Annotated in this window: 21 protein-coding genes and 1 pseudogene; 6 read left to right on the top strand and 16 right to left on the bottom strand. The window is 69.0% G+C overall.

Annotation, left to right across the window (positions count from 1 at the left end; translation table 11 throughout):
* Window positions 1-17: 17 nt before the first annotated feature.
* The 3 genes from ACFSCU_RS13015 to ACFSCU_RS13005 form a co-directional block, all read right to left on the bottom strand.
* Window positions 18-986: an alpha/beta hydrolase gene (locus tag ACFSCU_RS13015; RefSeq protein ID WP_257645891.1), complete on the bottom strand. Its 969-nt coding sequence runs from the start codon at window positions 984-986 to the stop codon at window positions 18-20.
* A gap of 124 nt (window positions 987-1110) precedes the next feature.
* Window positions 1111-2121, bottom strand: coding sequence for a DUF3011 domain-containing protein (locus tag ACFSCU_RS13010; RefSeq protein ID WP_257646289.1), 1011 nt, complete (start codon window positions 2119-2121; stop codon window positions 1111-1113).
* A 205-nt stretch (window positions 2122-2326) separates the two neighbouring features.
* Window positions 2327-3232, bottom strand: a complete 906-nt coding sequence (locus ACFSCU_RS13005) for a 2-keto-4-pentenoate hydratase (RefSeq protein WP_180551510.1) — start codon at window positions 3230-3232, stop codon at window positions 2327-2329.
* Between the two features lie 65 nt (window positions 3233-3297).
* On the opposite strand from ACFSCU_RS13005, the gene ACFSCU_RS13000 reads away from it, so the two are divergent.
* Window positions 3298-4434 (top strand): iron-containing alcohol dehydrogenase, encoded by a 1137-nt coding sequence (locus ACFSCU_RS13000; RefSeq protein WP_377560905.1) that lies wholly within the window; start codon window positions 3298-3300, stop codon window positions 4432-4434.
* 165 nt (window positions 4435-4599) lie between these two features.
* Here ACFSCU_RS13000 and ACFSCU_RS12995 read toward each other — a convergent pair.
* The 3 genes and pseudogenes from ACFSCU_RS12995 to ACFSCU_RS12985 all read right to left on the bottom strand — a co-directional run.
* Window positions 4600-4999, bottom strand: a pseudogene (locus ACFSCU_RS12995) (phospholipase); the annotation flags it as partial.
* 55 nt (window positions 5000-5054) lie between these two features.
* Entirely contained in the window at window positions 5055-5411 is a 357-nt protein-coding gene (locus tag ACFSCU_RS12990) for a DsrE/DsrF/TusD sulfur relay family protein (RefSeq protein ID WP_333705007.1), read from the bottom strand.
* A 35-nt stretch (window positions 5412-5446) separates the two neighbouring features.
* Window positions 5447-6139, bottom strand: coding sequence for a glutathione S-transferase N-terminal domain-containing protein (locus ACFSCU_RS12985; RefSeq protein ID WP_180551508.1), 693 nt, complete (start codon window positions 6137-6139; stop codon window positions 5447-5449).
* Between the two features lie 184 nt (window positions 6140-6323).
* Between ACFSCU_RS12985 and ACFSCU_RS12980 the strand changes: the two genes are divergently transcribed.
* Window positions 6324-6530 carry a hypothetical protein gene (locus tag ACFSCU_RS12980; RefSeq protein WP_180551507.1) on the top strand — a complete coding sequence of 69 codons (207 nt, stop codon included), beginning with the start codon at window positions 6324-6326 and terminating at the stop codon, window positions 6528-6530.
* A 105-nt stretch (window positions 6531-6635) separates the two neighbouring features.
* On the opposite strand, the gene ACFSCU_RS12975 is transcribed toward ACFSCU_RS12980, so the two are convergent.
* The 3 genes from ACFSCU_RS12975 to ACFSCU_RS12965 form a co-directional block, all read right to left on the bottom strand.
* Entirely contained in the window at window positions 6636-9143 is a 2508-nt protein-coding gene (locus ACFSCU_RS12975) for a Tex family protein (RefSeq protein WP_377560904.1), read from the bottom strand.
* A gap of 101 nt (window positions 9144-9244) precedes the next feature.
* Window positions 9245-10528, bottom strand: a complete 1284-nt coding sequence (locus ACFSCU_RS12970; protein WP_180551506.1) for a sensor histidine kinase — start codon at window positions 10526-10528, stop codon at window positions 9245-9247.
* A 74-nt stretch (window positions 10529-10602) separates the two neighbouring features.
* The gene (locus ACFSCU_RS12965) at window positions 10603-11316 is read right to left on the bottom strand and encodes a LuxR C-terminal-related transcriptional regulator (protein WP_377560903.1); all 714 of its coding nucleotides are present in this window, start codon (window positions 11314-11316) and stop codon (window positions 10603-10605) included.
* 582 nt (window positions 11317-11898) lie between these two features.
* Here ACFSCU_RS12965 and ACFSCU_RS12960 point away from each other — a divergent pair.
* The 4 genes from ACFSCU_RS12960 (at window position 11899) to ACFSCU_RS12945 (ending at window position 15961) form a co-directional block, all read left to right on the top strand.
* On the top strand, window positions 11899-12411 hold the full coding sequence (locus ACFSCU_RS12960; RefSeq protein WP_180551505.1) for a hypothetical protein: 513 nt from the start codon (window positions 11899-11901) through the stop codon (window positions 12409-12411).
* Window positions 12412-12497: 86 nt separating this feature from the next.
* The gene (locus ACFSCU_RS12955; RefSeq protein ID WP_180551504.1) at window positions 12498-12935 is read left to right on the top strand and encodes a hypothetical protein; all 438 of its coding nucleotides are present in this window, start codon (window positions 12498-12500) and stop codon (window positions 12933-12935) included.
* A gap of 65 nt (window positions 12936-13000) precedes the next feature.
* Entirely contained in the window at window positions 13001-14665 is a 1665-nt protein-coding gene (locus tag ACFSCU_RS12950) for a peptidoglycan-binding domain-containing protein (protein WP_180551503.1), read from the top strand.
* Between the two features lie 81 nt (window positions 14666-14746).
* Window positions 14747-15961, top strand: a complete 1215-nt coding sequence (locus ACFSCU_RS12945; protein ID WP_377560902.1) for a hypothetical protein — start codon at window positions 14747-14749, stop codon at window positions 15959-15961.
* A gap of 11 nt (window positions 15962-15972) precedes the next feature.
* Here ACFSCU_RS12945 and ACFSCU_RS12940 read toward each other — a convergent pair whose 3' ends face one another.
* From ACFSCU_RS12940 to ACFSCU_RS12910, 7 genes are all read right to left on the bottom strand, one after another.
* Window positions 15973-16914, bottom strand: a complete 942-nt coding sequence (locus ACFSCU_RS12940) for a diacylglycerol/lipid kinase family protein (protein ID WP_180551501.1) — start codon at window positions 16912-16914, stop codon at window positions 15973-15975.
* 158 nt (window positions 16915-17072) lie between these two features.
* Complete coding sequence (locus tag ACFSCU_RS12935; RefSeq protein ID WP_180551500.1) at window positions 17073-17984, bottom strand: SDR family oxidoreductase; 912 nt, start codon at window positions 17982-17984, stop codon at window positions 17073-17075.
* A gap of 108 nt (window positions 17985-18092) precedes the next feature.
* Window positions 18093-19751 carry an isovaleryl-CoA dehydrogenase gene (locus tag ACFSCU_RS12930; RefSeq protein WP_377560901.1) on the bottom strand — a complete coding sequence of 553 codons (1659 nt, stop codon included), beginning with the start codon at window positions 19749-19751 and terminating at the stop codon, window positions 18093-18095.
* Window positions 19752-19761: 10 nt separating this feature from the next.
* Window positions 19762-21471 carry a GDYXXLXY domain-containing protein gene (locus ACFSCU_RS12925; protein WP_377560900.1) on the bottom strand — a complete coding sequence of 570 codons (1710 nt, stop codon included), beginning with the start codon at window positions 21469-21471 and terminating at the stop codon, window positions 19762-19764.
* Window positions 21468-22445 carry a DUF2157 domain-containing protein gene (locus tag ACFSCU_RS12920; RefSeq protein ID WP_377560899.1) on the bottom strand — a complete coding sequence of 326 codons (978 nt, stop codon included), beginning with the start codon at window positions 22443-22445 and terminating at the stop codon, window positions 21468-21470. The genes ACFSCU_RS12925 and ACFSCU_RS12920 overlap by 4 nt, the downstream gene beginning before the upstream one ends.
* A 127-nt stretch (window positions 22446-22572) precedes the next feature.
* Window positions 22573-23589, bottom strand: a complete 1017-nt coding sequence (locus tag ACFSCU_RS12915) for an NADP-dependent oxidoreductase (protein ID WP_180551496.1) — start codon at window positions 23587-23589, stop codon at window positions 22573-22575.
* 77 nt (window positions 23590-23666) lie between these two features.
* A complete protein-coding gene (locus ACFSCU_RS12910; RefSeq protein ID WP_377560898.1) occupies window positions 23667-24107 on the bottom strand; it encodes a PaaI family thioesterase in 441 nt (146 codons plus the stop codon).
* Between the last annotated feature and the right edge of the window lie 12 nt (window positions 24108-24119).

The following is a 24119-nucleotide window of genomic DNA, read 5'->3' as shown; positions in this document are numbered from 1 at the left end:
GCTCCCACAGCCCGGGATCATGGTGCTGGCAGTCCAAAGGCCTGCCGCAGCGCCGCCGCCGCATCCTGGTGCAGCTGCCGCGCCTCGGCAATGGCGCGGCCCATGGTGATGAAGCCGTGCACCACGCCGCGGTAGATCTCCAGATCGACCGGCACGCCGGCGGCGCGCAGCTTGTCGGCGTAGGCCACGCCCTCGTCCACCAGCGGGTCGCATTCGGCCAGGCCCACCCAGGCGGGGGCCACGCTATCGACGTCGGCGCTTTTCAGCGGCGCAAAGCGCCAGTCGCTGCGGTCCACGCTGTCGATGTAGTGGTGGAAGAACCAGTCGATCAGCGCCTTGTCGAGCACCGGACCGTGCGCGAACAGCGCGTGCGAGTCGGTGTCCTGGTGGTCGGTGGTGCCGGGGTAGATGAGCAGTTGCAGCGCCAGCTTCAGCCCCGCGTCGCGCGCGTGCACGGCGCTGACGGCCGCCAGCGTGCCGCCGGCCGAATCGCCGCCGACGGCGATGCGCGTGGTATCGAGGCCCAGGGCGCGACCGCCCTCGCCCGCCAGCCAGTGCAGCGCATCCCAGGCGTCGTGCACCGCGGTGGGAAAGCGCCATTCGGGCGCCAGGCGGTAGTCGAGCGACAGCACGGCGGCGCCGCTGGTTGCGCTGAGCACGCGGCAAAAGGTGTCGTGCGATTCTATGCTGCCGATGGTGAAGCCGCCGCCGTGGGTGTACAGCAGCACGGGGAGGCCGGTGTCAGTACTGGGCGCGACCAGGCGCGCGGGCAAGGCGTGGCCGTCGCGCGCCGGGATGCGCACCTCCTCCACGCGCGCCAGTTCGGGCTTGGGCACGTCGAGCACGCCGATGGACTTGGCGTAGGCGGCCTTGGCCTGCTGCGCCGTCAGCGTGTGCATGGGCGGGTAAGGCGCCTGCGCCATGCGCTCGACCAGCAGGCGCATGGCGGGGGTCAGGCGGGCGTGGATGTCGGGCGAGTGATTCATGATGAAATAAGCTGCCAGCGCCCTGCTGGCGGGAGCTGGCAGCTATTGATAACGTAGTGACGGAAAGGGTGCGCCGCACCGCTGCACGCCGCGGCGCGGCGCGGCGCGGCGCGGCGCGGCGCCGTCAGCGTGCCCCGAAGCGTCCGCGGCAGCCCCGGTCGACCCAGATCTCGCGGCCGTCGTAGCCCCAGCTGCGGCCTTCGCGGCAGCTGTCTTGCGAGAGCTGGTCGATCAGCGCCGGCCGGCCCCAGCGCGGGTCCCAGTTGCAGCGGTTCAGACGTTGCTCCACGCTTTCGCAGACCACGGTGCGGCCGTAGCCGGGGCTGCGTCCGCCCCAGTCGGCGGCAGCAAACTCGCCCCGGCAGCCACCGCGCACCCAGACGCCGCCGTCGCGGCTGCCCCAGGTCTGGCCTTCGACGCAGGCGGTTTCGGACAACTGGCGCACCAGCATCTGGCGCCCGGGCGCCGGCGCGCGGCATTCCTGGTGGCGGCCTTGTTCGCTTTCGCAGCGGTAGGCATTGGCGGCGGTGCCGTAGTCCGGATTGACCCAACCCTGCGCGGGCCCGAAGTCGCCACGGCAGCCACCGCTGACCCACACCTGGCCGTTGAAATGGCTGCCCCAGGTCTGCCCCTCGATGCAGGGCGCGTCGGAGATCTGGCGCAGCAGGGTCAGGCGTGCCGCCACCGGCGCCTGGCAGTCGCGCCGCCGGCCCTGGTCGCTCTCGCAGCGCACGGTGTAGCGCGTGTCGCCATAGCCACCCACGCCGGCCTGGCCGCCGTAGGTGTCGGCAAAGCGGGCGCGGCAGCCATTCATCACCCAGACGGAGCCGACGCCGCGCGTGCCCCAGGTCTGGCCTTCGATGCAGGCCGCGGACGAGAGGGTTTCCGCAATCACCGGCCGGCCGCGGAAGGGCGTGCCGCACTCCTGAAAGCCGCCGTCACGGCTTTCGCAGGTGATGCCGGGGCCGCCGTAGGGGTCGTACCCCGGACTGCCATAGGTCGGGTTGCCGAAGGGCACGGTGCCCCAGGGCTGGCCCAGCGGCTGGCCGATGGGCTGGTCGTACTGCGCCTGCGCCAGCGGCGAGAACGCAACGGCGGCCAGTGCCAGGGCCGCGAGGGACGGAATGCGGGTCATGCGAACGATCTCCTGTGGGTGGCGCCCGAAGGGGCAATCCACTGCTCAGCGCGGTGGCCGGCCGGGCGGTTGTCGCGCCAGCTTCAGGGCGCACCACGGCGGCGCACCGTGCCCGGCACAGGTTTCAAGCCAAATCGGCCTGCAGCGCTGATGCAGCAAGCGCTGGCAGCTATCATTGGTATAGCTCCAGCGCATGCCTGGGCGATCAGCGGAAGCTCACCGTCACCGGCTGCAGGCCGGTCACGCCGTCGTAATGCGCGGTCACCTTCTGGCCGGCCTTGGGCGGCAGCAGGGCCGAGAACGAACCCAGGCTGACCACCTGCCCCGGCCGCAGCGACAGGCCTTCGGCCTTCAGCGCCTGCGCCAGCCACACCACCGCGTTCAGTGGGTGGCCCAGAACGTCGCTGCCCTTGCCGCCGCCCAGCGGCGCATCGGCGGCATCGACCAGGTGCACGTTCATGTCGCGCAGCTCGTTCAGCACGCGGGCCTGGCCCACGGCGTCCTGCGGCACCATCAGCGGCGCGCCGCGCACGCCCAGGCGCGCACCCACGTTCAGCGCGCTCAACGCGGCGCCGTTGACCTTGGCGGGGGTCTCCACCACCAGGTCGGGCAGTTCGATGAAGGGAATGATCTGGTCCACCTGCGCCAGCACCTCGGCCGGGGTCTTGGCGTTGTTGATGGCGGCGCTCTTCACGCGCACCAACAGGTCGGCCTCGTACAGCGGGCGGGCGCCGAAGGCGGCGTCCACGGTGGCGCCGCTGTTCAGCAGCATGTTGGTGTACAGCGCGCCCCACACCGGCTCGGTGGTGTTGAAGCGCTTTTGCACTGCCGGGTTGGTCAGGCCCGCCTTGTAGCCCGCCAGGCGGCCGGCCTGGCCAGCCAGGCGCTGCTGCAGCTTGCTGCGGGTGCAGTTGGCGTCGACCATGGTCAGGTTCTCCGGCAGGTTGGCGGCCGGGCGGCGGGCGTTGTAGTCGCCCAGCAGGCGGTTGACGGCGACGTCGTCCAGGCAGCCGGGCGTGTTGGCCACCACCGGGGCCGAGGTGCTGGCGCAGCCGGCCAGCACCGACACGGCGGCCCCCAGGGCCAGGGCTTGTAGTGTGCGGGACTTCATGTAGCGATCTCCTGTGGGTTTGACTGAATAATGAAACCTGAACATCGTACTTTGGAAATCCACCCATGGCCCTCATCCAATACCTCACCCAGATCGAGTTCGACTACGGCGCCGTGCAGCAACTGCCGGCGCAGTGCCAGCGCGTGGGCATCACGCGGCCGCTGATCGTGACCGACGCGGGCGTGCGTGCCGCCGGCGTGCTGCAGCCGGTGATCGACGCCCTGCAGGGCCTGCCGCATGCCGTGTTCGACGGCACGCCGCCCAACCCCACCGAGGCCGCCGTGCGCGCCGCCACCGAGATCTACCAGCGCGAGCGTTGCGACGGCCTGATCGCCGTGGGCGGCGGCAGCGCCATCGACTGCGCCAAGGGCGTGGCCATTGCCGCCACGCACCCCGGCCCGCTGAAGACCTACGCCACCATCGAAGGCGGCAGCCCCAAGATCACCGAGGCGGCCGCGCCGCTGATCGCCGTGCCCACCACCGCCGGCACCGGGAGCGAGGTGGCGCGCGGCGCCATCGTCATCGTCGACGATGGTCGCAAGCTGGGTTTTCACAGCTGGAGCCTGATGCCCCGGGCCGCCATCTGCGACCCGGCGCTCACCCTGGGCCTGCCGCCCATGCTGACCGCCGCCACCGGCATGGACGCCATCGCGCACTGCATGGAGGTGTTCATGGCCCCCGCCTTCAACCCGGTGGCCGACGGCATTGCGCTGGAGGGCCTGCGCCGCGGCTGGGCCCACATCGAGCGCGCGACGAAGGACGGCAGCGACCGCGAAGCGCGCCTGAACATGATGGCCGCCAGCATGCACGGCGCGCTGGGCTTTCAGAAAGGCCTGGGCGCGGTGCATTCGCTGAGCCACAGCCTGGGCGGCGCCAACCCACGCCTGCACCACGGCACGCTGAATGCGGTGTTCCTGCCCGCCGTGATCCGCTTCAACGCTGGGGCCGAAAGCATCCAGAAGGAAGACCGCCTGGCGCGCATGGCCCAGGCCATGGGCCTGCCCGCCGGCAGCGACGTGGCCGACGCCGTGCACGACATGACCGCGCGCCTGGGCCTGTCCACCGGCCTGGCCGCCATGGGCGTGACCGAAGACCTGTGGGCTGGCGTGATCGAGCACGCCCAGCTTGACCACTGCCACAAGACCAACCCGCGCATCGCCAGCGCCGACGACTACCGGCAGATGCTGGCCGAGTCGATGTAATTCCAATTCCAGATCAAAGCTGCCCTATCTCGTCATTCCGGCGCAAAGCCTGCCCCGTACCGCGCTACGGGGCCGGAATCCAGACAGCGTGTGCGGAGAAACATGGATCCCGGCCTACGCCGGGATGACGTTATAAGCCGCCGCGGCGCGGCGCCCGCGTGGCGCTCAGAGCGGCTGCACCTGCGCCGGATCGGGCCGCGCCGGCCAGGCCTCGAACTCGTCCGCCAGTTGCCGCGCCGCCTGCACGGCACTGCTCCAGGCCTGCACGCGCTCGGGGTGGTGTGGCGCGGTGGCGCCACTTGAGGCTCTCGCCCAGCCAGCTGGGCACCACCGCCTGCTGGAAGTGCGGGTACAGCACCAGCGCGCCGGTGGTGGCAAATTCAGCATCAAATCGGCCTTCAGCGCTTGCTGGGCGGGCGCTGACAGCTATCGAAGATGAAGCGACATAGGCCAGGTGCAGGTGGTAGTCGGTGATGCCGCCGTCCCAGTAGGCGCCGCGTGGCGCCCCCGGAATGTCGTGCACCACCTTCAGCACGAAGGGGATCGAGCCGCTGGCCTGCAGCGCGTGTGGCGGTACGCGGCCGGGCCGGCGTACAGCCGCAGCGCCCGCAAGCGCGGCGTCAGAAGGTGATGACCTTGTCGGCCGCCATGGTGGCGTCGGCCAGTTCGGCCAGCGTGCCGACGGTGACGCCGCCGATCAGCTGCAGCGAAAGCAGGCCGCGGTTGCCGGCGCAAGTCTTGCACACCTTCACCGGCACCTGCTGGGCCACCAGCTGCTCCACCATCTGCTGCAGGGTGTTGCCCGAGGCGTCCTGCTGGTTAGGCAGGCCGAGCACGGTGGCGTCGGACATCAGGAACACGTCGAGCTGCGGCTTCTCGCCCTCGCGCCCCATCAGCGCCAGGGCCAGGCGCAGGGCGGACAGGCAACGCTCGCTGCCATAGGGCGCGGCATGGATGATGAGCAGGATTTTTTGCATGGTCTTTCAGGGTGGGATATCAGGACCGACTGATGTTAGCGCGCGCCGGTGTCGGCCCACACTGCTTGCCGCGCCATCACGGCCTCAAAATCGGGCCGCGCGAGCAAGGCGCCCAGCCACTGCGACAGCGCGGGCGCCGTCTGCTGTGCAAAGCGTGCCGCGTCGTGGCGGGCGAACTGGCGCACGAAGGGCGCGATGGCGAAGTCGGCCAGCGCGGGGCGGGTACCGAACAGGTAACGCGGTGCCGCACCACCCTCCAGCCGCACCGCCAGCAGCGACAGAAAGCCCTGGGCAACATCGAAATGCTGCGCCGCAAAGGCGCGCGCCAACGGATCGCTGTCACCCGCGTCAGGCGCCCCGCCCCACTCGGCGCGGTAGCGCGCGGGGTACTTGTAGCGGTCGAGGTGCGGCTTGAAGTCGCGCTCGCAGGCCTCGATCAGGGCCAGCATCTCGGCCAGCGTGCCCTGCGCGGGCGTCAGCCAGCCCTCGGGATCGTGCTGCGCCAGCGCCCAGCGCATCACGTCCAAGCTTTCGTCGATGACCTGGCCACCCGGCAGCACCAGCACGGGCACCGTGCCCTTGGGCGACGCGACCAGCATGGCGGCGGGCTTGGCGCGCAGCGTGATCTCGCGCAGTTCCACGTCGAGCGCCGACACCTGCACCGCCCAGCGGGCGCGCATGGCGTAGGGGCAGCGGCGAAAGGTGTAGAGCACGGGGCGTGGCGTCATGCGGGCATTCTGGCAAAGCGCGCGACACAGCTGGTCACAACACGCCCCCACCGGCGGGGCGGGAACTCTGGCCTTCGTGCGGCCTCGCACCTATAGTGGGGACGTGGCGCACCATGCCCCACCACGCGGGGCGGAACAGGTTCCGACTACCGCCCTTTCTGCCGATGTATGGAGAAGACAAACCATGCACCAGCTCTTGACCCAATTCACCGTCCGCTGGTTGTCGCTGATGACCGGCGCGGCCCATGCCACCACGGCGCTTCGCGCGATGACGCGCCACGCACCCGAGAGCGACCCCGACGATGAAGTGCCGCGCGAACTGCCCACGGTGCCTTTGCCGACCGTGGCTGTGCCCTCGGTACCTTTGGCCACCTGGCCCAAGCCGGCCTGATGACCACCGCGCATTCGGCGCCCCACGGTGCCGGATGCTGGACCGAATCTGTTTTTCGCTCTCGTTTCAATAGCTGCTGGCGCTGACCAGACAAGCGATGCAGGCCTATTTGCTCTGCAAGCCCTTGAGCTTTTCAAACGCCGAAGCCATGGCGCCCTGGGGCGTGGGCGCGTTGCCCCTGCCCTGCCCGCCTGCGTAGCCACCGCGGCCGCGGTCGCCCCGGCCGGCGTGCTCGAAGCGGTTCTCGCGTGGGCCATCGCGGCGCGGCGCCTGCGCGTCCAGCTTCATCGTCAGGCTGATGCGCTTGCGCGGCACGTCCACTTCGAGCACCTTCACCTTCACGATCTGGCCGGCCTTGACGACCTCGCGCGCGTCGTTGACGAACTTGTTCGACAGCTGGCTCACGTGCACCAGGCCATCCTGGTGCACGCCCAGGTCGACGAAGGCGCCGAACTGGGCGACGTTGCTCACCGTGCCTTCGAGCACCATGCCCTCCTTGAGGTCGGCAATGTCTTCCACGCCCTCGTTGAAGCGCGCCACCTTGAAGTCGGGGCGCGGGTCGCGGCCGGGTTTTTCCAGCTCAGCCAGGATGTCCTTCACCGTCACGGCGCCGAACTGTTCGGTGGCGAAGGCTTCGGGCTTGAGCGGCTTGAGCAGTTCGCTGCGGCCCATGAGCTGGTCGATGGGCTTGCCGGTCTTGACGATGATCTGCTCCACCACTGGGTAGGTCTCGGGGTGCACGCCGGTCATGTCCAGCGGGTTGTCGCCGCCGCGAATGCGCAGAAAGCCCGCGCTCTGCTCGAAGGTCTTGGGGCCGAGGCCGCTGACTTCCAGCAGCTGTTGGCGGCTTCTGAACGCGCCGTGCGATTCGCGCCAGCGCACCACGGCCTTGGCCACGGTGCCCGACAGGCCCGACACGCGCGCCAGCAGGGGCGCGCTGGCGGTGTTCAGATCGACACCGACACCGTTCACGCAGTCCTCGACCACGGCGTCGAGCTGGCGCGCCAGTTCGCTCTGGTTCACGTCGTGCTGGTACTGGCCGACGCCGATGCTCTTGGGGTCGATCTTCACCAGCTCGGCCAGCGGGTCTTGCAGGCGGCGCGCGATGCTGGCGGCGCCGCGCAGACTCACATCCACGTCGGGCAGTTCCTGGCTGGCGTATTCGCTGGCCGAATAGACCGAGGCGCCGGCTTCGCTGATTACTATCTTTTCAATAGCTGGTGGCGCTTGTTCTGCAAGCGCTGCAGCCTGTTTTTGCACCAATTTGATCAGGTCGCCCGCGAGCTTGTCGGTCTCGCGGCTGGCGGTGCCGTTGCCAATGGCGATGAGCTGCACACCGTGTTTGGCCACCAGCTTGGCCAGCGTGTGCACGCTGCCGTCCCAGTCCTTGCGCGGCTCGTGCGGGTAGACGGTGGCGGTGTCGACCAGCTTGCCGGTGGCATCAACCACGGCCACCTTCACGCCGGTGCGGATGCCGGGGTCGAGCCCCATGACGGCCTTGGCGCCGGCGGGCGCGGCCAGCAGCAGGTCGCGCAGGTTGTCGCCGAAGACCTTGATGGCCACCTGCTCGGCATCTTCGCGCAGGCGGGCGAACAGGTCGCGCTCGGTGCTCAGGCTGAGCTTCACGCGCCAGGTCCACGCCACGCACTTGCGCAGCAGGTCGTCGGCCGGGCGGCCCTGGTGGCTCCAGCCCAGGTGCAGGGCGATGCGGCCTTCGGCGAGGCTGGGGGCTGGGCCTTTGGCCGACGACGCCACACCCTCACCCCTGCCCTCTCCCGCACGCGGGAGAGGGAGCGAGTCCGCAGCGCCTCGGCTGTTGACTCCCTCGCCCCTTTGGGGAGAGGGCTGGGGTGAGGGGCTGACGGCCTCCGGCACCACCAGCTTCGCATCCAGAATCTCCAGCGCCCGCCCACGGAACACCGCCAGCGCGCGGTGGCTGGGCACGCGGCCGATGGGCTCGTCGTAGTCGTGGTAGTCGCGGAACTTGGCGACCTCGGGGTCGTTCTCGTTCTTGCCGGCGGCCAGCTTGCTTTGCAGCAGGCCTTCGGCCCACAGCCATTCGCGCAGGCCTTGCACCAGCGTGGCGTCCTCGGCCCAGCGCTCGCTCAGGATGTCGCGCACGCCGTCCAGCACGGCAGGGATGGTGGTGAAGTCTTCGCCGCCCTCGCCTTTCTCTGCCTTCACGAAGGGCTTGGCCGCTTCTTGCGGATCCAGCGTCGGATCGGCCCACAGTTGATCCGCCAGCGGCTCGATGCCGAACTCGCGCGCAATCTGCCCCTTGGTGCGGCGCTTGGGCTTGTAGGGCAGGTACAGGTCTTCCAGTTCCTGCTTGGTGGCCGCGGCGTCGATGGCGGCGCGCAGCTCGGGCGTGAGCTTGCCCTGTTCGTCGATGCTTGTCAGGATGGCGGCGCGACGCTCGTGCAGCTCGCGCAGGTAGGCCAGGCGCGCTTCCAGCTCGCGCATCTGCACGTCGTCGAGGCCGCCGGTGGCCTCCTTGCGGTAGCGGGCGATGAACGGGACGGTGGCGCCGCCGTCGAGCAGTTCGACGGCCACGGCGACCTGGTTTTCACGTACTTTGAGCTCGGCGGCGATCTGGGCGGTGATGGAAAGCATGCGTGCGTGCCGCGCGGCGGCATGGCGCCGCCCGGCGAGTCGAAAAAAGCGGGGAAGTTTGCCACAGCAGATGCCGCGCGCCGCAGGCGGCACGGGCAGGATCAGGCCGGGGCGCGGCGCCGTTCCGCCGTCGGCTGGATCAGCGCCGCCATGGGCACCTGCAGGCGCACGCGCGTGCCCTCGCCCGGCGCGCTTTCCACGCTCAGCTGGCCGTGCATCTGGCTGGCGCGCAGCACCATGCCCGAAAGGCCTTTCCCGTGCGACGCACGGTGCGGTTCGCCCGACGACGCGGTGCGCGCATAGCGCTCGTACGCCATGCCCTTGCCGTTGTCGGCGATTTCCAGCAGCAGCGCGTCGGCGCTGTTCATGTGGCAGCAGCTCAGCACCACGGTGTCGGCGCCGGAATGCCGCACGGCGTTGGCCAGCGCCTCCTGCGCCACGCGCAGCACCTGGCGCGCGGCGGGCCCTTGCGCGCGCTCGAGCTGCTCCTCATCGACCAGGCGCCATTGCAGATCCATGCCAGCCGCAGCCAGCAACGGCTGCATGCGATAGCGCAGGCTGGCCAGGTGACTGACGACCGAGCCCTCCTCGTTGATGCCATCCACCAGGAGCTTCAGCTCCAGCAGGCATTGCTGCAGCGTGGCGGCGGTGGCGCGCTGCTCGGGCGAGCCGGCATCGAGCGCCGAGATGAGGGTGGTCAGCTGCGAGCCCACGCCATCGTGCAGGTCCTGGGCCAGCTGGCGTTGCACCTGGTGCGCAGACGAGCCGCCCTCGCCGATCGATCTGCGCGAGTTGCCGACGCGCTGCGTCAGCGCCAGCCACAGTACGAACAGCGCCACCGCAAAGAAGTAGTGCGAGACCGACACCAGTGCCGGCCCATCAGCGGCCTGCCGCAGGTCGGTCAGCACCACGCCCAGGCCCAGCACGGCCACCAGCAGCACCATCCAGCTCTCGGCATCGGTGCGGCGCCAGATGGCGTGCGCCAGGCGCAGCACCAGGGCGGTGATGCCCAGCGCATTGACCCAGAACCACGCCTGGCCCCATCCGGCCGGCAGCGCGGCCGCCTGCAGCGGCGCCAGAAACAGGCCGAGCGCGGCCTGACTGGCCATCAGCACCTTGTCGCCCCAGCCCAGGCCCCGCACCCAGGCCATCAGGAAGGCCGACACGGCCAGGATCGTGAGTTGATAGCTGCCCCGTGTGGCGGCCCGCACCACTTCATCCGGGGCACCCAGACGCCCCAGTTCGCCGGCCGCCAGCAGGGCGGACCAGGCCAGCAGCGCCAGGCCATAGCGCAGATCGCGCGTATCGCCACGCTGGCGCCAGCCCAGCAGGGCGTAGCCCGCCAGGCCGAGGCTCAGCAACAGCACCGGCCACATGATGGACATGGCTATCCGGCCCTCCTGCCGGTCATGGCCGGCACTGCCGCGACGTCAAACGGCCTGCGCGTCGACAGCGCTCACTACAGCAGGCCACGCATCGACGCCAGGTTCACGGCCTGCGCTCGCGTTCGAACCTGCAGCTTGCGGTACATGTTCTTGATGTGCGTGTTCACCGTCTGGTCGCTGATGCCCAGGCGCTTGCCGATCTCGCAACTGGTGTGGCCCGTGGCCACCAGCCGCAGGATCTCGCGCTCGCGATCCGACAGCTTCTCGCCCGAGGCCGCGCCGCGGCTGGCATGCGCGGGCACGCCGGCAGCCCGTGGGCTGCCATCCAGCCGCTTCATCAGCCGGCGCGCCAGGTTGGGTGTGATCGACGCCCCGCCGTTGACCACCTGCAGCACCGCTTGCGGGAAGCTGCCGAACCAGGAGTTCTTGATCAGATAACCCGTGGCGCCCAATTCGAACGCGTGAATGGCGTGCTCTTCGTCTTCCATGGCCGACACCACCACCGCCTCGGCCACCGGCCGCATGCTTTTCATGTATTCGATCAGCTGGAACCCGGTGCCGTCGCCCAGGTTCAGGTCGACCAGCATGACATCGAACTCGTGCAGCGCAATCAGGCGCTTGCCCTCGCGCAGCGACGCCCCTTGGCCCACCAGGTGGATGCGGGGGTCGGTCAGCAACTCCTGCGACACCACGCGGCGCATGTGGGGGTCGTCGTCCACCAGCAGCACCTGCACCGGCTGATCGGGCTGGCCGATGAGGAAGTCGGGCCAGCTCGATCCGAAAGTCATCGGTGCTGCAGGCTTGTCAACTGCCTTGCCCCCACGGCCCGGTGACGCCGGGTCCCTCCAGTCCATGTTGGTTGTGCTCATGTCGATCCCCCCGGCGCCTGCGTTTCGAAACATCTGTAACCCCTCCAAGCCTGCGACGCCTGCGACTCGGGAGCTGAACGCGGAGTTTGTAAACATCTCCTGCGCACAAGTTGTGAACTTTGCACAAAAACTTAGGCTTTGTCACAACATCGAAGAGGGATATCCTGCGCTTCTTTTCCAATATTTGCAATAAACACTTTTTGTTACTACCCCATCGAAATCCGTTGAATGCTATCCAAGCAGGAGCTGCGCGCTGTTGTAGTGAGCCATGATCCGCGAGGTTGGAGCCCCCAAACACATGCCACATGTCCACCATACGACGTATCCATTTGTAGCGATTGGTGTCGGGCTGAATGCGCAGGACACTGCACCCCGACGACACCGCATGACGAGCACCGAAAAAACAGGGAGGCCGGATGCGGCGGAGTCACCCCCCGGAACTGCTGGAATTCGCCCGCCGCTCCGGATCCGTGTCTCACCACACCTTTGGAGGATCTCATCATGAACGCGAAACTGCTTTTCCTGACCGCTGCGTTTGTCGCCACGTCTGCGATGGCCCAAGACGCAAGTTTTAAGCCGAAGGATCCACCGGCTCCGTCTCCTTCGCCGACGCCTGAGGCCTGCGACCTGTGCGCCCACGACATCGTCCTGAAGGGCCCGACCATCCAGGTGACCGCGCTGAAAAACACCGCTTCCATCGCCTGGGCCAGTGGCGCCGACTCCAAGGCCGTCAACAACATGTCCAGCAACACCAGCGGCGTGCTGATCGACCAGGGCGTCGAGTCGACCCAAATCACTGCGCTCAAGAACAGTGGCGTGCTGGCTTACGCAAGTGCCAGCGACTCGTATGCGAACAACAACCTGGCCAGCAACGTGGGCTCGGTCGGCGTCGGCGCCGACCAACTGCAGATCGTCCTCGGCAAGGGCGCCTTCCTGGCTGCCAAGGCCACTGGCACCGGATCCAGGGCGGTGCAGAACTTCTCCAGCAACAACGCCTGCCTGACCTGCGAATGAGCGATCAAAGGGCCTGAAGCGCACGGCGGAACCGGTGGCCCCCGTCCCGGTTCCGCCGTTTTTATTCTTGTCGAAAGGGGATTGCCATGAAGCTCAAGCTCCTGTCCATCGCCCCTGGCCTGGTTCTGCTTTGCGCTGCGCAGAGCGGCTGGGCGCAGTTCGCCCCCGGCTCGGACCCGATCATGCTGAACGGTCAGGTCAGCTACCTGGCCCTGCCCGCTCCGCCGTTTCAGCCCTCGGGGCAAATCGAAAACGAAACGGATATTCCGTCCTGGCTGCAGGCCAAGGTATCGCGCTATGAAGCCAAGGCTTTTTCCGCGCTCGAAGGCGGCAGCGGAACTGTCCAAACCGAGCGCGATGTCGTCAGCCGGCAGACCGGCAACGCCCTGCAGCGCACCTGCACCACGGAAGTGGCGAGCAACACCATCGCCCCTACCGCAGCCGGCCCTTCAGGCCGCTACGGCATGAGTGGTGGAGACCAGATCGCGGTGCTGCGCGGCGACGTGGTCACCATCTGCAAATAAGAAGCTGCGCGGCACGCCGCCAGCACCAGCAACTGAGAGGCTCGCCAGAGCGGAGGGAGGACATCATGGGACACGGCAACTTCTCGGGCGCTGCCGAACGCGGAGGGAAAGCGCGGACATTGCTGTTCTGCGCTCTGGCCGCGGTCGCCGTCCTCTCGGGCTGCGCCACCCCGCTGTCGCCCAAGGAGGATGCCCTCTTCCAGTCCTACGCCAGTGCCACCGACCGGCCCGCCACGCGGCCGGTCCGCTCGATGTCCAGCTTCAGCGACTCGCTGGTCTGCATGGACCGGATGATGCGCGACGCCGAGGTGCCGACCACGCTGATCACCAGCAAGTACATCCCCGATTTCTCGGGGCGCGTGCCGGTGGCGGCCAAGGAAATGGTGATCACCGCGCTGTCGCAGATGTCGCGCCAGTCGAATGCGTTCCGCTACGTCGATTTCGAGGTCGACATCGCGCGCCAGGACACGGTGCAGAACCTGACCACCATCCTGCTCAACAACAACCAGATGGAGTTGCAGCGTCCGGCGCTGTATGTGTCCGGTGCCATTTCCTTCGTCGATCAGAACGTGCTGAGCAACCGGCACAGTGCAGGGCTTTCGGGCGCGCGCATCGAAGCCGGCTACGACCGCAGCCGCGCCGCCACCATCATCGGGCTGGAGATGCACCTGGGCGACTTTCGCACGCGCACGCTGATCCCAGGGCTGGACTCGGCCAACGAGGTCATCATGGGCACCTCGGGCCAGGGGCTGGATCTGGCCGGCCGCATTGGTACCTACGGTGTGCAGTTCAACGTCGGCCGCGACCTCGTGCAGGGCTCGGGCGCGGCGATGCGCACCCTGGTGGAGCTGGCCGCGATCGAGCTGGCGGGCAAGTGGACCCACCTGCCCTATTGGCGCTGCCTGACGCTGGACAACACCCACCCCGAATTCCAGCGCCAGCTGCGCGTGTGGTACGACGAGGGCGACCGCACCACGCGCTCGCGCATGGTGCAGCGCTATCTGGCGAGCCGAGGCTACCTCGCAGCGTCCGAAACGGCACTGCCACCGGGCCACGCCCTGCTGCGCGAAGCGGTCGGCCGCTTCCAGGCCGATGTGGGTGCGGTGGTCACGGGCGAGATCGACTTCCCCGTCTATGAGCGCGCTTTGCGCGATTTCGTGGCCGTGGGCGAAGACGGGCAGCTGGCGCGCGTCGGATGGGCCGAGTTGAGTGCTGGCCAGACGAAGATCGAACCCTTCACGATCGATCTGCAGATCGAGAACACCAGCCGGGACCGCACGGCTTTCGAGGCGGGGACGCACATCTTTGCGTCGGCGACGATTTCGCGTGCCGCACACCTGTTCTGCTACATCAACGACGCCAATGGCAACATCGTCAAGATCCAGCCCAACATGCTGAGTCCCGAATCGCTGGTGTCGGCCAATCAGGCCATCCGGCTGCCCGACTGGATGGTGCCTTATCCGGCGTTCGTGTTGACCGCAGGCGCCAAGGGCTCGGAAGCGCTGATGTGCGTGGCCACCAACGAAGACCCGATGCTGAAGATGCCGCCTGAGCTGAACGTGCCCGCGCTGACCCGCATGCAGGGCGTCGCGTCGCTGCAAGCCTTGCGTGAGCAATTCGAGGCCGCGGTGGGTGCCGGCAACATGGCCGCGCAGACCCTGGAATGGCGCATCCTGCCGGCGCGCCCCGCTGCCGCAGCCGCAGCGGGCAAGAACGGCGCCGCCCAGTAAGGCGACGCACGGGCCATGAGCACCGCAGCGTCAACATGCGGGCCCGCCGGATGCGCCACCCCGCGCGGCGCGGACTGGCGCATGGGCATGGTCGCCACGAGCCTGCTGATCGCCTGCGTATCGGTACAGGCAGCAGCGCGGGCGGCAACGCTGCCTGAGATCCAGGCGCCGACCGCAAGGGTGCCGGATGTCCAGGCGCCCAGCGGTCAGGCGCCGGCCGTCAGCTTGCCGCGCAACCCGTTGCCGCCAGCCGATCCGGTGGCCAATCCTTCTCAGCGAGCTGCCGACCCTCAACTGGGGCCTGTGCGTGCGCCGGCATCGCCCGCGCTGCCGGAGGCGCGTCAGACGAGCAACCTTCTGGCCGATCCTGCCGTGCGCAGGGATCTGGACCTGCTGCGCCGCCAGGCACAACCCCGGTCGGGCTTCGGCAGCACCAATGCGGCGGCCAATGCCGCCTGGACGCTGGGGCTGATCGACCTGCACGGCGGCGCAGGGCCGCGCTCGACGGCCTCGGCGCAGATGTGGTTCGAGCGCGCAACGCGTTTCGGACGCCAGCCGCTGGCCAACGCCGGCCTGGCCTGGTGCGCACTTGATGGCTGCGCGGGGCCGCCCGACACGTCGGCCGCGCGGCAGGCCATCAACAAACTGCGTGCGCACCACCGTGCCCGGGCGCTCTATCTGGAATGGGTGCTGGAGAGCCGCGCACAACCCCTTGCCGTGCGCTCCAGTGACCCCCAGGGCGTGACCAGCCTGCGCTTGCCCCTGCGCCAGATGCTGGAACGCGCCGCAGCCGAGGGCGATACGCAGGCGCATATAGAGCTGGGGCTGGAGGCCATCGTCAACGGCGATCTGCGCAGCGCGCGCCAACATCTGCAGGCCGCGGCGCCGCACTCCCGCGCGGCCGCGGCCAATCTGAAACTGCTCGATCTGAAGGATGCGCGGCCGGCGTCGGCCGCCGCGACGGAGGCCGATCGATTGCTGGAAAGAGCCCAGCGCGCGCACCGTGGCGTCGTGGTGCCTGCCAACTACGCGGAAGCCATGCGGCTGTACCAGGCCGCTGCCGCCCAGGGCAGTGCCGCGGCCAAGCGCATGCTGGCGCTGATCACATCCCGCCCGCAGCCCGATGGCACGATCAACATCGCCTGGATGTCGCAGCTGGCCTGGCTGGACACGGCCAACAACCTGCCGCAGCTGGACACGCGCTCGCTCTCCACCATGATGTACCGCGACCCAACGCCGTTGTTCGACCTGCTGCCCGACGAATGGCAGCGCCGGCTCAACACGGTACCGCGCTGAAGCCGCGGGTGCTACTGCGCGGCCAGACCGGGCAGTCCGCGCGCGGCCGTGGGCACCAGCAGACGCAGCGGCCGGGGCGCGAGCTGAAACACCAGCGGCGCCGGCAAGTGCGCAAGCTCGCCGTCGATGGCGAGCTGCATGCCGCCACTGCCCCGGCCTGGCTGCACCACCAGCCGATCGACGGAGAAACTGTCCACGCGCGCGGCACCGTCCAGCCGGCCGATGCTGCCGCGCAGCATTCGCCACAGCGTGGCGAGCGGCGGCGCCGGCGGCAGGGTGATGGCGAGCAGGCGCCCTGCTTCGGCGGCCAGCGGTTCGCGCAGGCCCAGGGCGCGCAGCTGCAGATCGTTGTGGCCGACGAACAGCGTGCGCGTGCGCACCACGCGGGTTTCGGTGCCGTCGTGCAGCTCCAGCGTCATCAGGCTGCGGCCGCGCAGCAGCGTGCCCAGCCCGGCGATCCAGGCCACCAGCCGGCTGCGGCCATGGCGCTGCCCGCCCGCTTCCAGCAGGCGCGGGTACAGGCCGACGCTGGCGTTGACCAGAAACAGTCGCTCGCCCACCATGCCCACCGGCACCGGCTGCACGCGCGCGCCCAGCAAGGCGTCCACCGCGGCATCCAGATCGGTCGACATGCCGTGCGTGCGGCCGAAGTAGTTGAGGCTGCCCTGCGGCAGCACGCCCATCGGCAGGCCGGCGTTCCACACCGCCTGCGCGACAGCGTTCAGCGTGCTGTCGCCGCCCGCCGCCACCACGATGCCGCGCGCATCGCGGGCGGCGTTGACGGCGCGACCGATGACGGCGCCCAGTTCACCCGGCTGGCGGGCGACGAAGCATTCAGCCCGCCGGCCGGCGGCGCGCAGGCGCTCGGCCACGTGCCGGCTGACATCGGGCGTGTCGCCGCGCCCGGACGCCGCGTTGAAGACGAGGAACAAAGGGGCTGGTGCCGACGGCATGGGGGCACTGTAGGCGCCGCGTGCGTCGGCGGCTGTCGGCCGATGGCGCGAATGCCTATCGGCCCATCAGAAGAAATTGGTCTAATCGGGCTGCAGCGCAAGCGGGGCGAGCGCAAGCAGCTATCCAAACCATAGTTAACGCACCCTGGGCCGCGACCTCAAGCCGCTTGACCACGCAGCGCCGCGCGCAGGCCGACGCCGATCTCCGGCCGTTCGGCAAACGGGTCGGGTGGGTTATGGATGGCGACGATCGCATCGGTGCGCGACTTGACGTTGCCCAGCGCCCTGGGGTGGCTGAAGACGTAGAACTGGTCGTGCGCGATGGCGTCGAACACCTTGTACGCCACCTCGGCGGCGGTGACCTTGCCGCTGCTCACGGCCTTGTCGGTCTGCGCCTGGCTGATGCGCTGCGAGGCGGTCATCTCGGCCGCGGGCATGTCGCCGGGGCGGTTGCGCTCGCTGTGGCTGATGCCGGTGGCGACGAAGTACGGGCACAGCACGCTGGCGCTGATCTGGTCGGTCACCAGCTTCAGGTCCTGGTACAGCGTCTCGGTCAGCGCCACCACGGCGTGCTTGCTGACGTTGTAGACGCCCATGTTGGGCGGCGTCAGCAGCCCGGCCATGCTGGCGGTGTTGACGATGTGGCCCTGGTACGCCGGGTCGGCCTTGGCCGCCTCCAGCATCATCGGCGTGAAGCCGCGCACGCCGTGGACGACGCCCCACAAGTTGACGCCCAGCACCCATTCCCAGTCCTTGACGGTGTTCTCCCAGACCAGGCCGCCCACCGCCACGCCGGCGTTGTTGAAGACGAAGTGCGGCGCGCCGAATGTTTCCTGCACCTGCCGGGCCAGCTGGTCCATCTCCGGCGCCTTGCTGACGTCGACGCGGCGCGCCAGGGTTTTGACGCCCAGGGCCTTGATCTCGGCCTCGGCCGCGGCCAGCGCATCGGGCTGGATGTCGACCAGCACCACGTTCATGCCGCGCTGCGCGGCGATGCGCGCGCACTCCAGGCCGAAGCCCGAGCCGGCGCCGGTCAACACGGCGGTCTTGCCTTTGAAGTCGCTGATCATCAATCGGTCTCCATTCAGTGGTAAGGTTTGAAAAATATACTCCCAAGGTAGTCATGCTCTAGAGCCCGCCAGTAGGGCGCTAAAACCATATACTCCCATTGTTTGTGGTCAAGCCGGCATGGCCCGCGCGATCAGCGCATCCACGCCGGCGCCCGCGCCCAGCGTGCCGAACACGTCGTGCCGCTGCGCGATGCGCGAATCGCAGAAGGCGCCGAACACGGCGGACGGCGCGGTCTGCGCCAGCAGCGCGGCCTGCACCGTCAGCGCCACGTCGCGTGCCAGCGTGCGCGCGGTGGCTTCGGTGGCGTGGTGGTCAATCAGCGTGGGCAGCGTGTCGATCATGCGGTCGAGCGCGGCATGCTGGCCGCGCGCTGGCGCCAGCTCATGCGCCAGCGCGGCGGCTACGTCGCCCTTGCGCAAGGCGCGCAGAAGGTCCAGCGCCATGATGTTGCCCGCGCCTTCCCAGATGCTGTTGACCGGCATCTCGCGGTAGATGCGCGCGGGGATGCCCTCGCCGCCCTCTTCCACGTAGCCGTTGCCGCCCAGGCATTCCATGGCCTCCTGCGCGAACAGGCTGCCGCGCTTGGTGATCCAGAACTTGGCGATGGGCGTGAGCACGCGCGCCAGCAGGCGCTGCTGCTCGTCGCCCTGCTGGTCGAAGGCGCGCGCCAGCCGCATCGACAAGGCAATGGCTGCTTCGCTCTCCAACGCCAGGTCGGCCAGCACGTTCTTCATCAGCGGCTGCTCGATCAGGCGCTTGCCGAAGGCGCTGCGCTCGGCCGTGTGGTGCAGCGCGATCGACAGCGCCTGCCGCATCAGCCCGCTGGTGCCCAGCGCGCAGTCGAGCCGCGTCATGGTGCCCATGGCCAGAATCTGCGGCACGCCGCGGCCGGGCTCGCCCACCAGCCAGGCGAGAGTGCCGTCGAACTCGACTTCTGACGAGGCGTTGGCCTGGTTGCCCAGCTTGTCCTTCAGGCGCTGGATGCGCAGCGTGTTGCGCGTTCCGTCCGGTAATACGCGCGGCAGGAAGAAGCAGGACAGGCCGCCCTCGCCCATCCCTTCGACATACGCCAGCACCAGAAACGCATCGCACATCGGCGCCGAGAAGAACCACTTGTGGCCGGTCAGCCGATAGCGCTCCCCCCACGCGTCACGCCCATCGTGCACCGCGCGCGTGGTGTTGGCGCGCACGTCCGAGCCGCCCTGCTTCTCCGTCATGCCCATGCCCATCGTCACGCCGGGTTTGTCGCGCCAGGGCTTCAGCGCCGGGTCGTAGGCGCGGGCAGCCAGCCTGGGCGCCCAGTCCTTGAAGATGGCCGGGTTGTCGCGCAGCGCGGGCGTGACGGCGTAGGTCATCGAGATCGGGCACAGCACCGAGGGTTCCAGTTCGGTGAACAGCTGGAACGCCGCCGCGCGCTTCACATGGGCGTGGCCGCTGGCCTGCTCATCGGGCGCATACGGCGTGCCGTGCAGGCCAGCCTCGGTGGCGGCGGCCATCAGCGCGTGGTAGCTGGGGTGGAATTCCACCTCGTCGATGCGGTGGCCCAAGCGGTCGTGCGTGCGCAGTTCGGGTGTGTGCACGTTGGCCAGGCGCGCGTGGTTCTGCATGGCCGCGCTGCCGGCCAACTGGCCCAGCGCGGCCAGCGGCGCGGTGTTCAGGCCGGGGGCGTTGAACTTCAGCGCATCCTGCAGCGCCTGGTTGCCGGCGAACAGATTCACGTCGGCCAGCGGCGTGACCTGGTTGAAGACGTCGTGCGTGGCGGCCATGTGGTTCTCCTCAAGGTCGTGGCTTGCGCGGCGCGGGTGCGATCGGCTGCAGATGTTCATCGGCCAGGCCCACCAGCAGCGCGCGGCCATCGGGCAAGGCGCGGAACTCGCCAAAGCGCGCCTGCGCGAATGGCTCGCCCTGCCCTTCGGGGAAGTAGAACGCATCCGTGACCAGAACCCAGTCACCTTGGAGTCGCTTGACGGGCAACAAGCGCTCACCCGCGGCCAGCGGTGCGCCATCCTGCGCCAGACGCCGCACCGTGGCAACACCGCGCGCGTCCAGCGTCGCCACCACCTGGGCGTGGCGATTCAGACCCAGCCGGTCGTCCTCGTTCAGCGCCTTGCGCACGCCTTCAGGAAAAGCGAAGTTCAGCGCCATGTAGTCGCCCTGCATCAGCGAGCGCGGATCGCGCGGCGCCAGCGGCACGTAGATCTTCTGGCCCTGGGCGATCACCTGCTCCTTCTTCTGCACATCGAAATGCACCAAACCCAAGGACAGCAGCGCGCCAGCAGCTATCAACACAAGAGCAGACCAATGCGGACGTGGCGGCTCGACCTGCTGCGACGTGGCCGCCGGCGGCGCGCGCATGGCCCACAGCGCCAGCCCCAGCGCCGCGCCCAGGCCGGCCAGCAGCGCCGCCTTGTGGGCCAGCGGCCAGTCGAGCGCGTAATAAAAGCCCGACAGCTGCGCCAGCAGGGCCGCCAGTGCCAGCCCCAGCATCAGCCGCCGCCCGGTGCCCAGCGCCAGCGTACCGACCAGCGCCACCACGCCGATGTGCGGCACCACCAGGCAGCCCACCAACAGCACCGAATACAACAGCGCCAGCAGCACCAGCTCGCGCGCCGGCAAGCGTTCGCGCAGGTGCCAGTGGCGCAGCAGCCAGATCGCCGCGCCTAGCACCAACGCGATCTGCAGCAGCTGCGGCCAGCCCGGATCGAAGATGCGTGCCAGCCCGGCCGTGGGCACGTCAGCCGAGCCCGCCGGCCCGCCGCGCAGCATGCCCAGCAACCAGAAGTGGCGCGTGGCGCCATACGCCACCGCGAGCAGCAGCGCCACGCCGGCGCCATCGGCCAGCGCATGCAGCGCACCGGCCCATGGGCGGCCCGACACGCGCGGTTCGCGCGCCACCCACAGCGCCCAGCCCAGCGCCAGCAGCGCGGCGTTGATGACCATCGGGAAGGCGCTGAAGCGCCACTCCCACCGCGCCCAGTCGTTGGCGGCGTGGCCCGCGCCCAGCGGCCACAGCACCACCGCCAGCGCCACGCCGGCAACCAGAAAGCCCAGCACGCGCTGCACCCAGGCGACGCGGGTCGACAGCGCCGTCCCCAGCAGCACCAGCAGGATGGTCAGCAACTGCGGGTTGTGCAGCGCGCCCTCGAAGCCGATCGCCAGCAGGGCCAGCCCCGCCAGCAAGGCACTGAACGCCAGTTGCGTGACGAACATCGCAGGCCGCGCGCGCAGCAGCAGCGCGGCGCCGCCGATCAGCACCGCTGCCATGACGAACGCGCCCGGCGGCTGAAAGAAGAAGCGGCTGGCCAGCAGACCCAGGAAGCCCATGAACGGCAGCACCACCAGTTGCGCACCGATGAAGCTGAGCACGGTGATGATCCATGAAGGCCCGGCCTCGTCCTGCCAGGCCGCACGGGCTTCAGGTGGCAGCAGACCCTCAGCCTGCGCGCGTTCGATAAGACGGCGCTCGGTCATTGCGGCGGCGCTCATGCCTGGCCCTCCTCGCGCTGCAGGCGGTACAGCCAGGTGCCGCTGGTGCCCACGCACACGGCGGCGATCAGCGTCAGCAGCAGCGTCACGCCAGCGCTGTCGCCGCGCGCGCCGTCCAGCAGCAGGCGCGCGAAGCCGCCCACCACCACCACGTTCAGCGCCAGAACCGACAGACCCAGCACCACGAAGTCGCGCGGCCGCAGCGCCCACGCCAGCGCCGCTGCACCCAGCACCAGCAGACCGTTGAAGAAGTACTGCCAGAGCTGGTCGCGCATGAGCAGGCCGAAGACGGCATAGGCACACCAGGCGCCCAGCGCCATCAACGCCGCCAGCCGCCAGCTGAGTGGCGCCGTGGCAGCGCCTTCGCGCAGCAGACGCAAGCGCGGCAAGGCCAGCGGCAGCAGGAACACCGCCACCCACAGCACGGGCGTGAGCAGACTGCGCGACGAACGGCCGCCCAGCAGCGTCTGCAAGGGGCTGAACAGCGCATCGCCCGACCACAGCGCCAGCGCCAGGCCGGTGATCAGCAGCCACACAGCCCAGAACGCATCGCGCCGCACGGCCAGCGCCCACACCAGCGCCAGCGCGGCCCAGGTGGCGAACAGCTGCCAGGCATCGGCGCCTGTCTGGTAGGTCTGGCCCACGAAGGCCAGCAAGCCACCCAGCGCCAGCGTGGCCAGCAGCAACAGCGCCGTGCGCCCGCGCGGCCACAGCAGCGCAGCCCCCGCGCTGGCCAGCACGGCGCCTTCCAGCAGGTGCAGCTTGAAGGCGCGCGTCTGTTCCTGCCAGTTGGCCGCCACCCAGAAGATCAGGCCCGCCCCCAGCAGCATCGCTGCCAGCACGGCCAGGCCGCGGTGTAGGTGCGTTGCCAGCGCATCGGGTCGCCGGTGCAGGCCGGAAAGCGCCCACAGCCGCTGCGTGCGGCCGTCATCCAGCGCGAAGCGCCGGGCCAGTTGGTGAATCAGGGCGTGCATGCCATCTCCTCGGTACAGACGCGCGGATTGTGGCCGCGAGGTGCTGCGGGAGCGGTGTGCACGTGTGCCCGGGAGCGTGTGGCGATACCACAGGGCGCGCCGGCCGGCACGCCCAGCGCCCATGAGGTCAGATCAGCTTGACCAGTTGCTTGCCGAAGTTCTTGCCCTTGAGCAGGCCAAGGAAAGCCTCGGGCGCGCTCTCGATGCCCTGCGCCACGGTTTCGCGCGGCTTCAGCTTGCCCTGCGCGACCAGCGTGCCGAGTTCCTGCAGCGCCTGCGGCCACAGCTCCATGTGCTCGCTGACGATGAAGCCCTCGATCTTCAGGCGGTTGACCAGGATCAGCGCCGGGTTCTGCAGCGGCAGCGGTGCGCCATCGTAGCCGGCGATCATGCCGCACACGGCCACGCGCGCGAAGGCGTTGGTGCGCAGCAGCACGGCGTCGAGGATGTAGCCGCCCACGTTCTCGAAGTAGCCGTCGATGCCGTTCGGGCAGGCTTCCTTCAGTGCCTTGGCCATGGTTTTGACGTCGGGGTGCTGGCGGTAGTCGATGCAGGCGTCGAAGCCGAGTTCATCGACCGCGTAGGCGCACTTCTCCGGCCCGCCCGCGATGCCGACCACGCGGCAGCCGCGCGCCTTGGCCAGCGCGGCGTAGGCACTGCCCACGGCACCTGAGGCGGCGCTGACCACCACGGTCTCGCCTTCCTTGGGCGCGATGATCTGCGTCAGGCCGTACCAGGCGGTCACGCCTGGCATGCCCACGGCGCCCAGGTAGTACGACAGCGGCACGTGCGTGGTATCGACCTTGCGCAGCATGCCCGGCGCGTTGCCGTCGACCACGCTGTATTCTTGCCAGCCGCCCATGCCGACGACCTGATCGCCGGTCTTGAACTTCGGGTGCTTCGATTCGACGACCTCGCCCACCGTGCCGCCGATCATCACTTCGCCCAACGGCTGCGGCTGGGCGTAGCTCTTGCTCTCGTTCATGCGGCCGCGCATGTAGGGGTCAAGGCTCAGGTAGTGGTGGCGCACCAGCACTTCGCCCTCTTTCAGCGCGGGCGTGTCGGTGGTGACGAGCTTGAAGTTGCCGGCGACGGCTTCGCCCTCGGGGCGGTTGTCGAGCAGGATCTGGCGGTTGCTGGGCATGGAATCTCCTTTGCTTTCAGTTTGATAGCTGCCAGCGCTTGCTGCATAAGCGCTGCAGGCCGATTTGGCTTGAAAAATCAGTCGGTGGGCAACGGCCCCTTGGTGTGGTCGGGCCGCTCGGCCGGCGGCACGTATTTGAAGGTGCCGGTGGCGTGCGCGCACAGCTGGCCGCTGGCGTCGAACACCGAGCCTTCGACAAAGGCCATGCTGCGCGTGCGGTGCATCAGCCGGCCCTGGCCGACCAGCGGTTCGCCGTTCTTCGACGCCGGCGCCGGCCGCATGAAGCTGGTTTTCATCTCGATGGTGACCACGCCCATGCCCGGCTGCACGCTGCGCGCCGCCGTGGCCATGATGACGTCGAGAAAGGTCATCACCGCCCCGCCATGCGTGACGCCGAACGAGTTGCAATGCTCGGGCCGGGGGGCGTAGTGCATGACGGATTCACCGCCCTCGAACTTCTCCAGCGTGAAGCCGAGTTCGATGACGAAGGGGATGACGGCGCCGAAGTCGAGGCTCATGGTGTTTGGCGG

It is taken from the genome of Ottowia beijingensis (genome assembly GCF_042680925.1).
Taxonomy (GTDB): Bacteria; Pseudomonadota; Gammaproteobacteria; order Burkholderiales; family Burkholderiaceae_C; genus Ottowia; species Ottowia beijingensis.
Note: the sequence above shows the minus strand (reverse complement) of the source record. Positions and strands in the feature narration are given on the sequence as shown.

Excerpts from the sequence above, each read along its gene's own strand:
- ACFSCU_RS12970 (WP_180551506.1), bottom strand. The coding sequence starts at position 10,528 with ATGTCCATCATGTGGCCGGTGCTGTTGCTGAGCCTCGGCCTGGCGGGC.
- ACFSCU_RS12990 (WP_333705007.1), bottom strand. The coding sequence starts at position 5,411 with ATGCAAAAAATCCTGCTCATCATCCATGCCGCGCCCTATGGCAGCGAG.
- ACFSCU_RS12935 (WP_180551500.1), bottom strand. The coding sequence starts at position 17,984 with ATGATCAGCGACTTCAAAGGCAAGACCGCCGTGTTGACCGGCGCCGGC.
- ACFSCU_RS12925 (WP_377560900.1), bottom strand. The coding sequence starts at position 21,471 with ATGAGCGCCGCCGCAATGACCGAGCGCCGTCTTATCGAACGCGCGCAG.
- ACFSCU_RS13010 (WP_257646289.1), bottom strand. The coding sequence starts at position 2,121 with ATGACCCGCATTCCGTCCCTCGCGGCCCTGGCACTGGCCGCCGTTGCG.
- ACFSCU_RS12960 (WP_180551505.1), top strand. The coding sequence starts at position 11,899 with ATGAACGCGAAACTGCTTTTCCTGACCGCTGCGTTTGTCGCCACGTCT.
- ACFSCU_RS12950 (WP_180551503.1), top strand. The coding sequence starts at position 13,001 with ATGGGACACGGCAACTTCTCGGGCGCTGCCGAACGCGGAGGGAAAGCG.
- ACFSCU_RS12915 (WP_180551496.1), bottom strand. The coding sequence starts at position 23,589 with ATGCCCAGCAACCGCCAGATCCTGCTCGACAACCGCCCCGAGGGCGAA.
- ACFSCU_RS12930 (WP_377560901.1), bottom strand. The coding sequence starts at position 19,751 with ATGGCCGCCACGCACGACGTCTTCAACCAGGTCACGCCGCTGGCCGAC.
- ACFSCU_RS12945 (WP_377560902.1), top strand. The coding sequence starts at position 14,747 with ATGGGCATGGTCGCCACGAGCCTGCTGATCGCCTGCGTATCGGTACAG.
- ACFSCU_RS13000 (WP_377560905.1), top strand. The coding sequence starts at position 3,298 with ATGGCCCTCATCCAATACCTCACCCAGATCGAGTTCGACTACGGCGCC.
- ACFSCU_RS13005 (WP_180551510.1), bottom strand. The coding sequence starts at position 3,232 with ATGAAGTCCCGCACACTACAAGCCCTGGCCCTGGGGGCCGCCGTGTCG.
- ACFSCU_RS12975 (WP_377560904.1), bottom strand. The coding sequence starts at position 9,143 with ATGCTTTCCATCACCGCCCAGATCGCCGCCGAGCTCAAAGTACGTGAA.
- ACFSCU_RS13015 (WP_257645891.1), bottom strand. The coding sequence starts at position 986 with ATGAATCACTCGCCCGACATCCACGCCCGCCTGACCCCCGCCATGCGC.
- ACFSCU_RS12985 (WP_180551508.1), bottom strand. The coding sequence starts at position 6,139 with ATGACGCCACGCCCCGTGCTCTACACCTTTCGCCGCTGCCCCTACGCC.
- ACFSCU_RS12940 (WP_180551501.1), bottom strand. The coding sequence starts at position 16,914 with ATGCCGTCGGCACCAGCCCCTTTGTTCCTCGTCTTCAACGCGGCGTCC.
- ACFSCU_RS12920 (WP_377560899.1), bottom strand. The coding sequence starts at position 22,445 with ATGCACGCCCTGATTCACCAACTGGCCCGGCGCTTCGCGCTGGATGAC.
- ACFSCU_RS12910 (WP_377560898.1), bottom strand. The coding sequence starts at position 24,107 with ATGAGCCTCGACTTCGGCGCCGTCATCCCCTTCGTCATCGAACTCGGC.
- ACFSCU_RS12955 (WP_180551504.1), top strand. The coding sequence starts at position 12,498 with ATGAAGCTCAAGCTCCTGTCCATCGCCCCTGGCCTGGTTCTGCTTTGC.
- ACFSCU_RS12965 (WP_377560903.1), bottom strand. The coding sequence starts at position 11,316 with ATGACTTTCGGATCGAGCTGGCCCGACTTCCTCATCGGCCAGCCCGAT.
- ACFSCU_RS12980 (WP_180551507.1), top strand. The coding sequence starts at position 6,324 with ATGCACCAGCTCTTGACCCAATTCACCGTCCGCTGGTTGTCGCTGATG.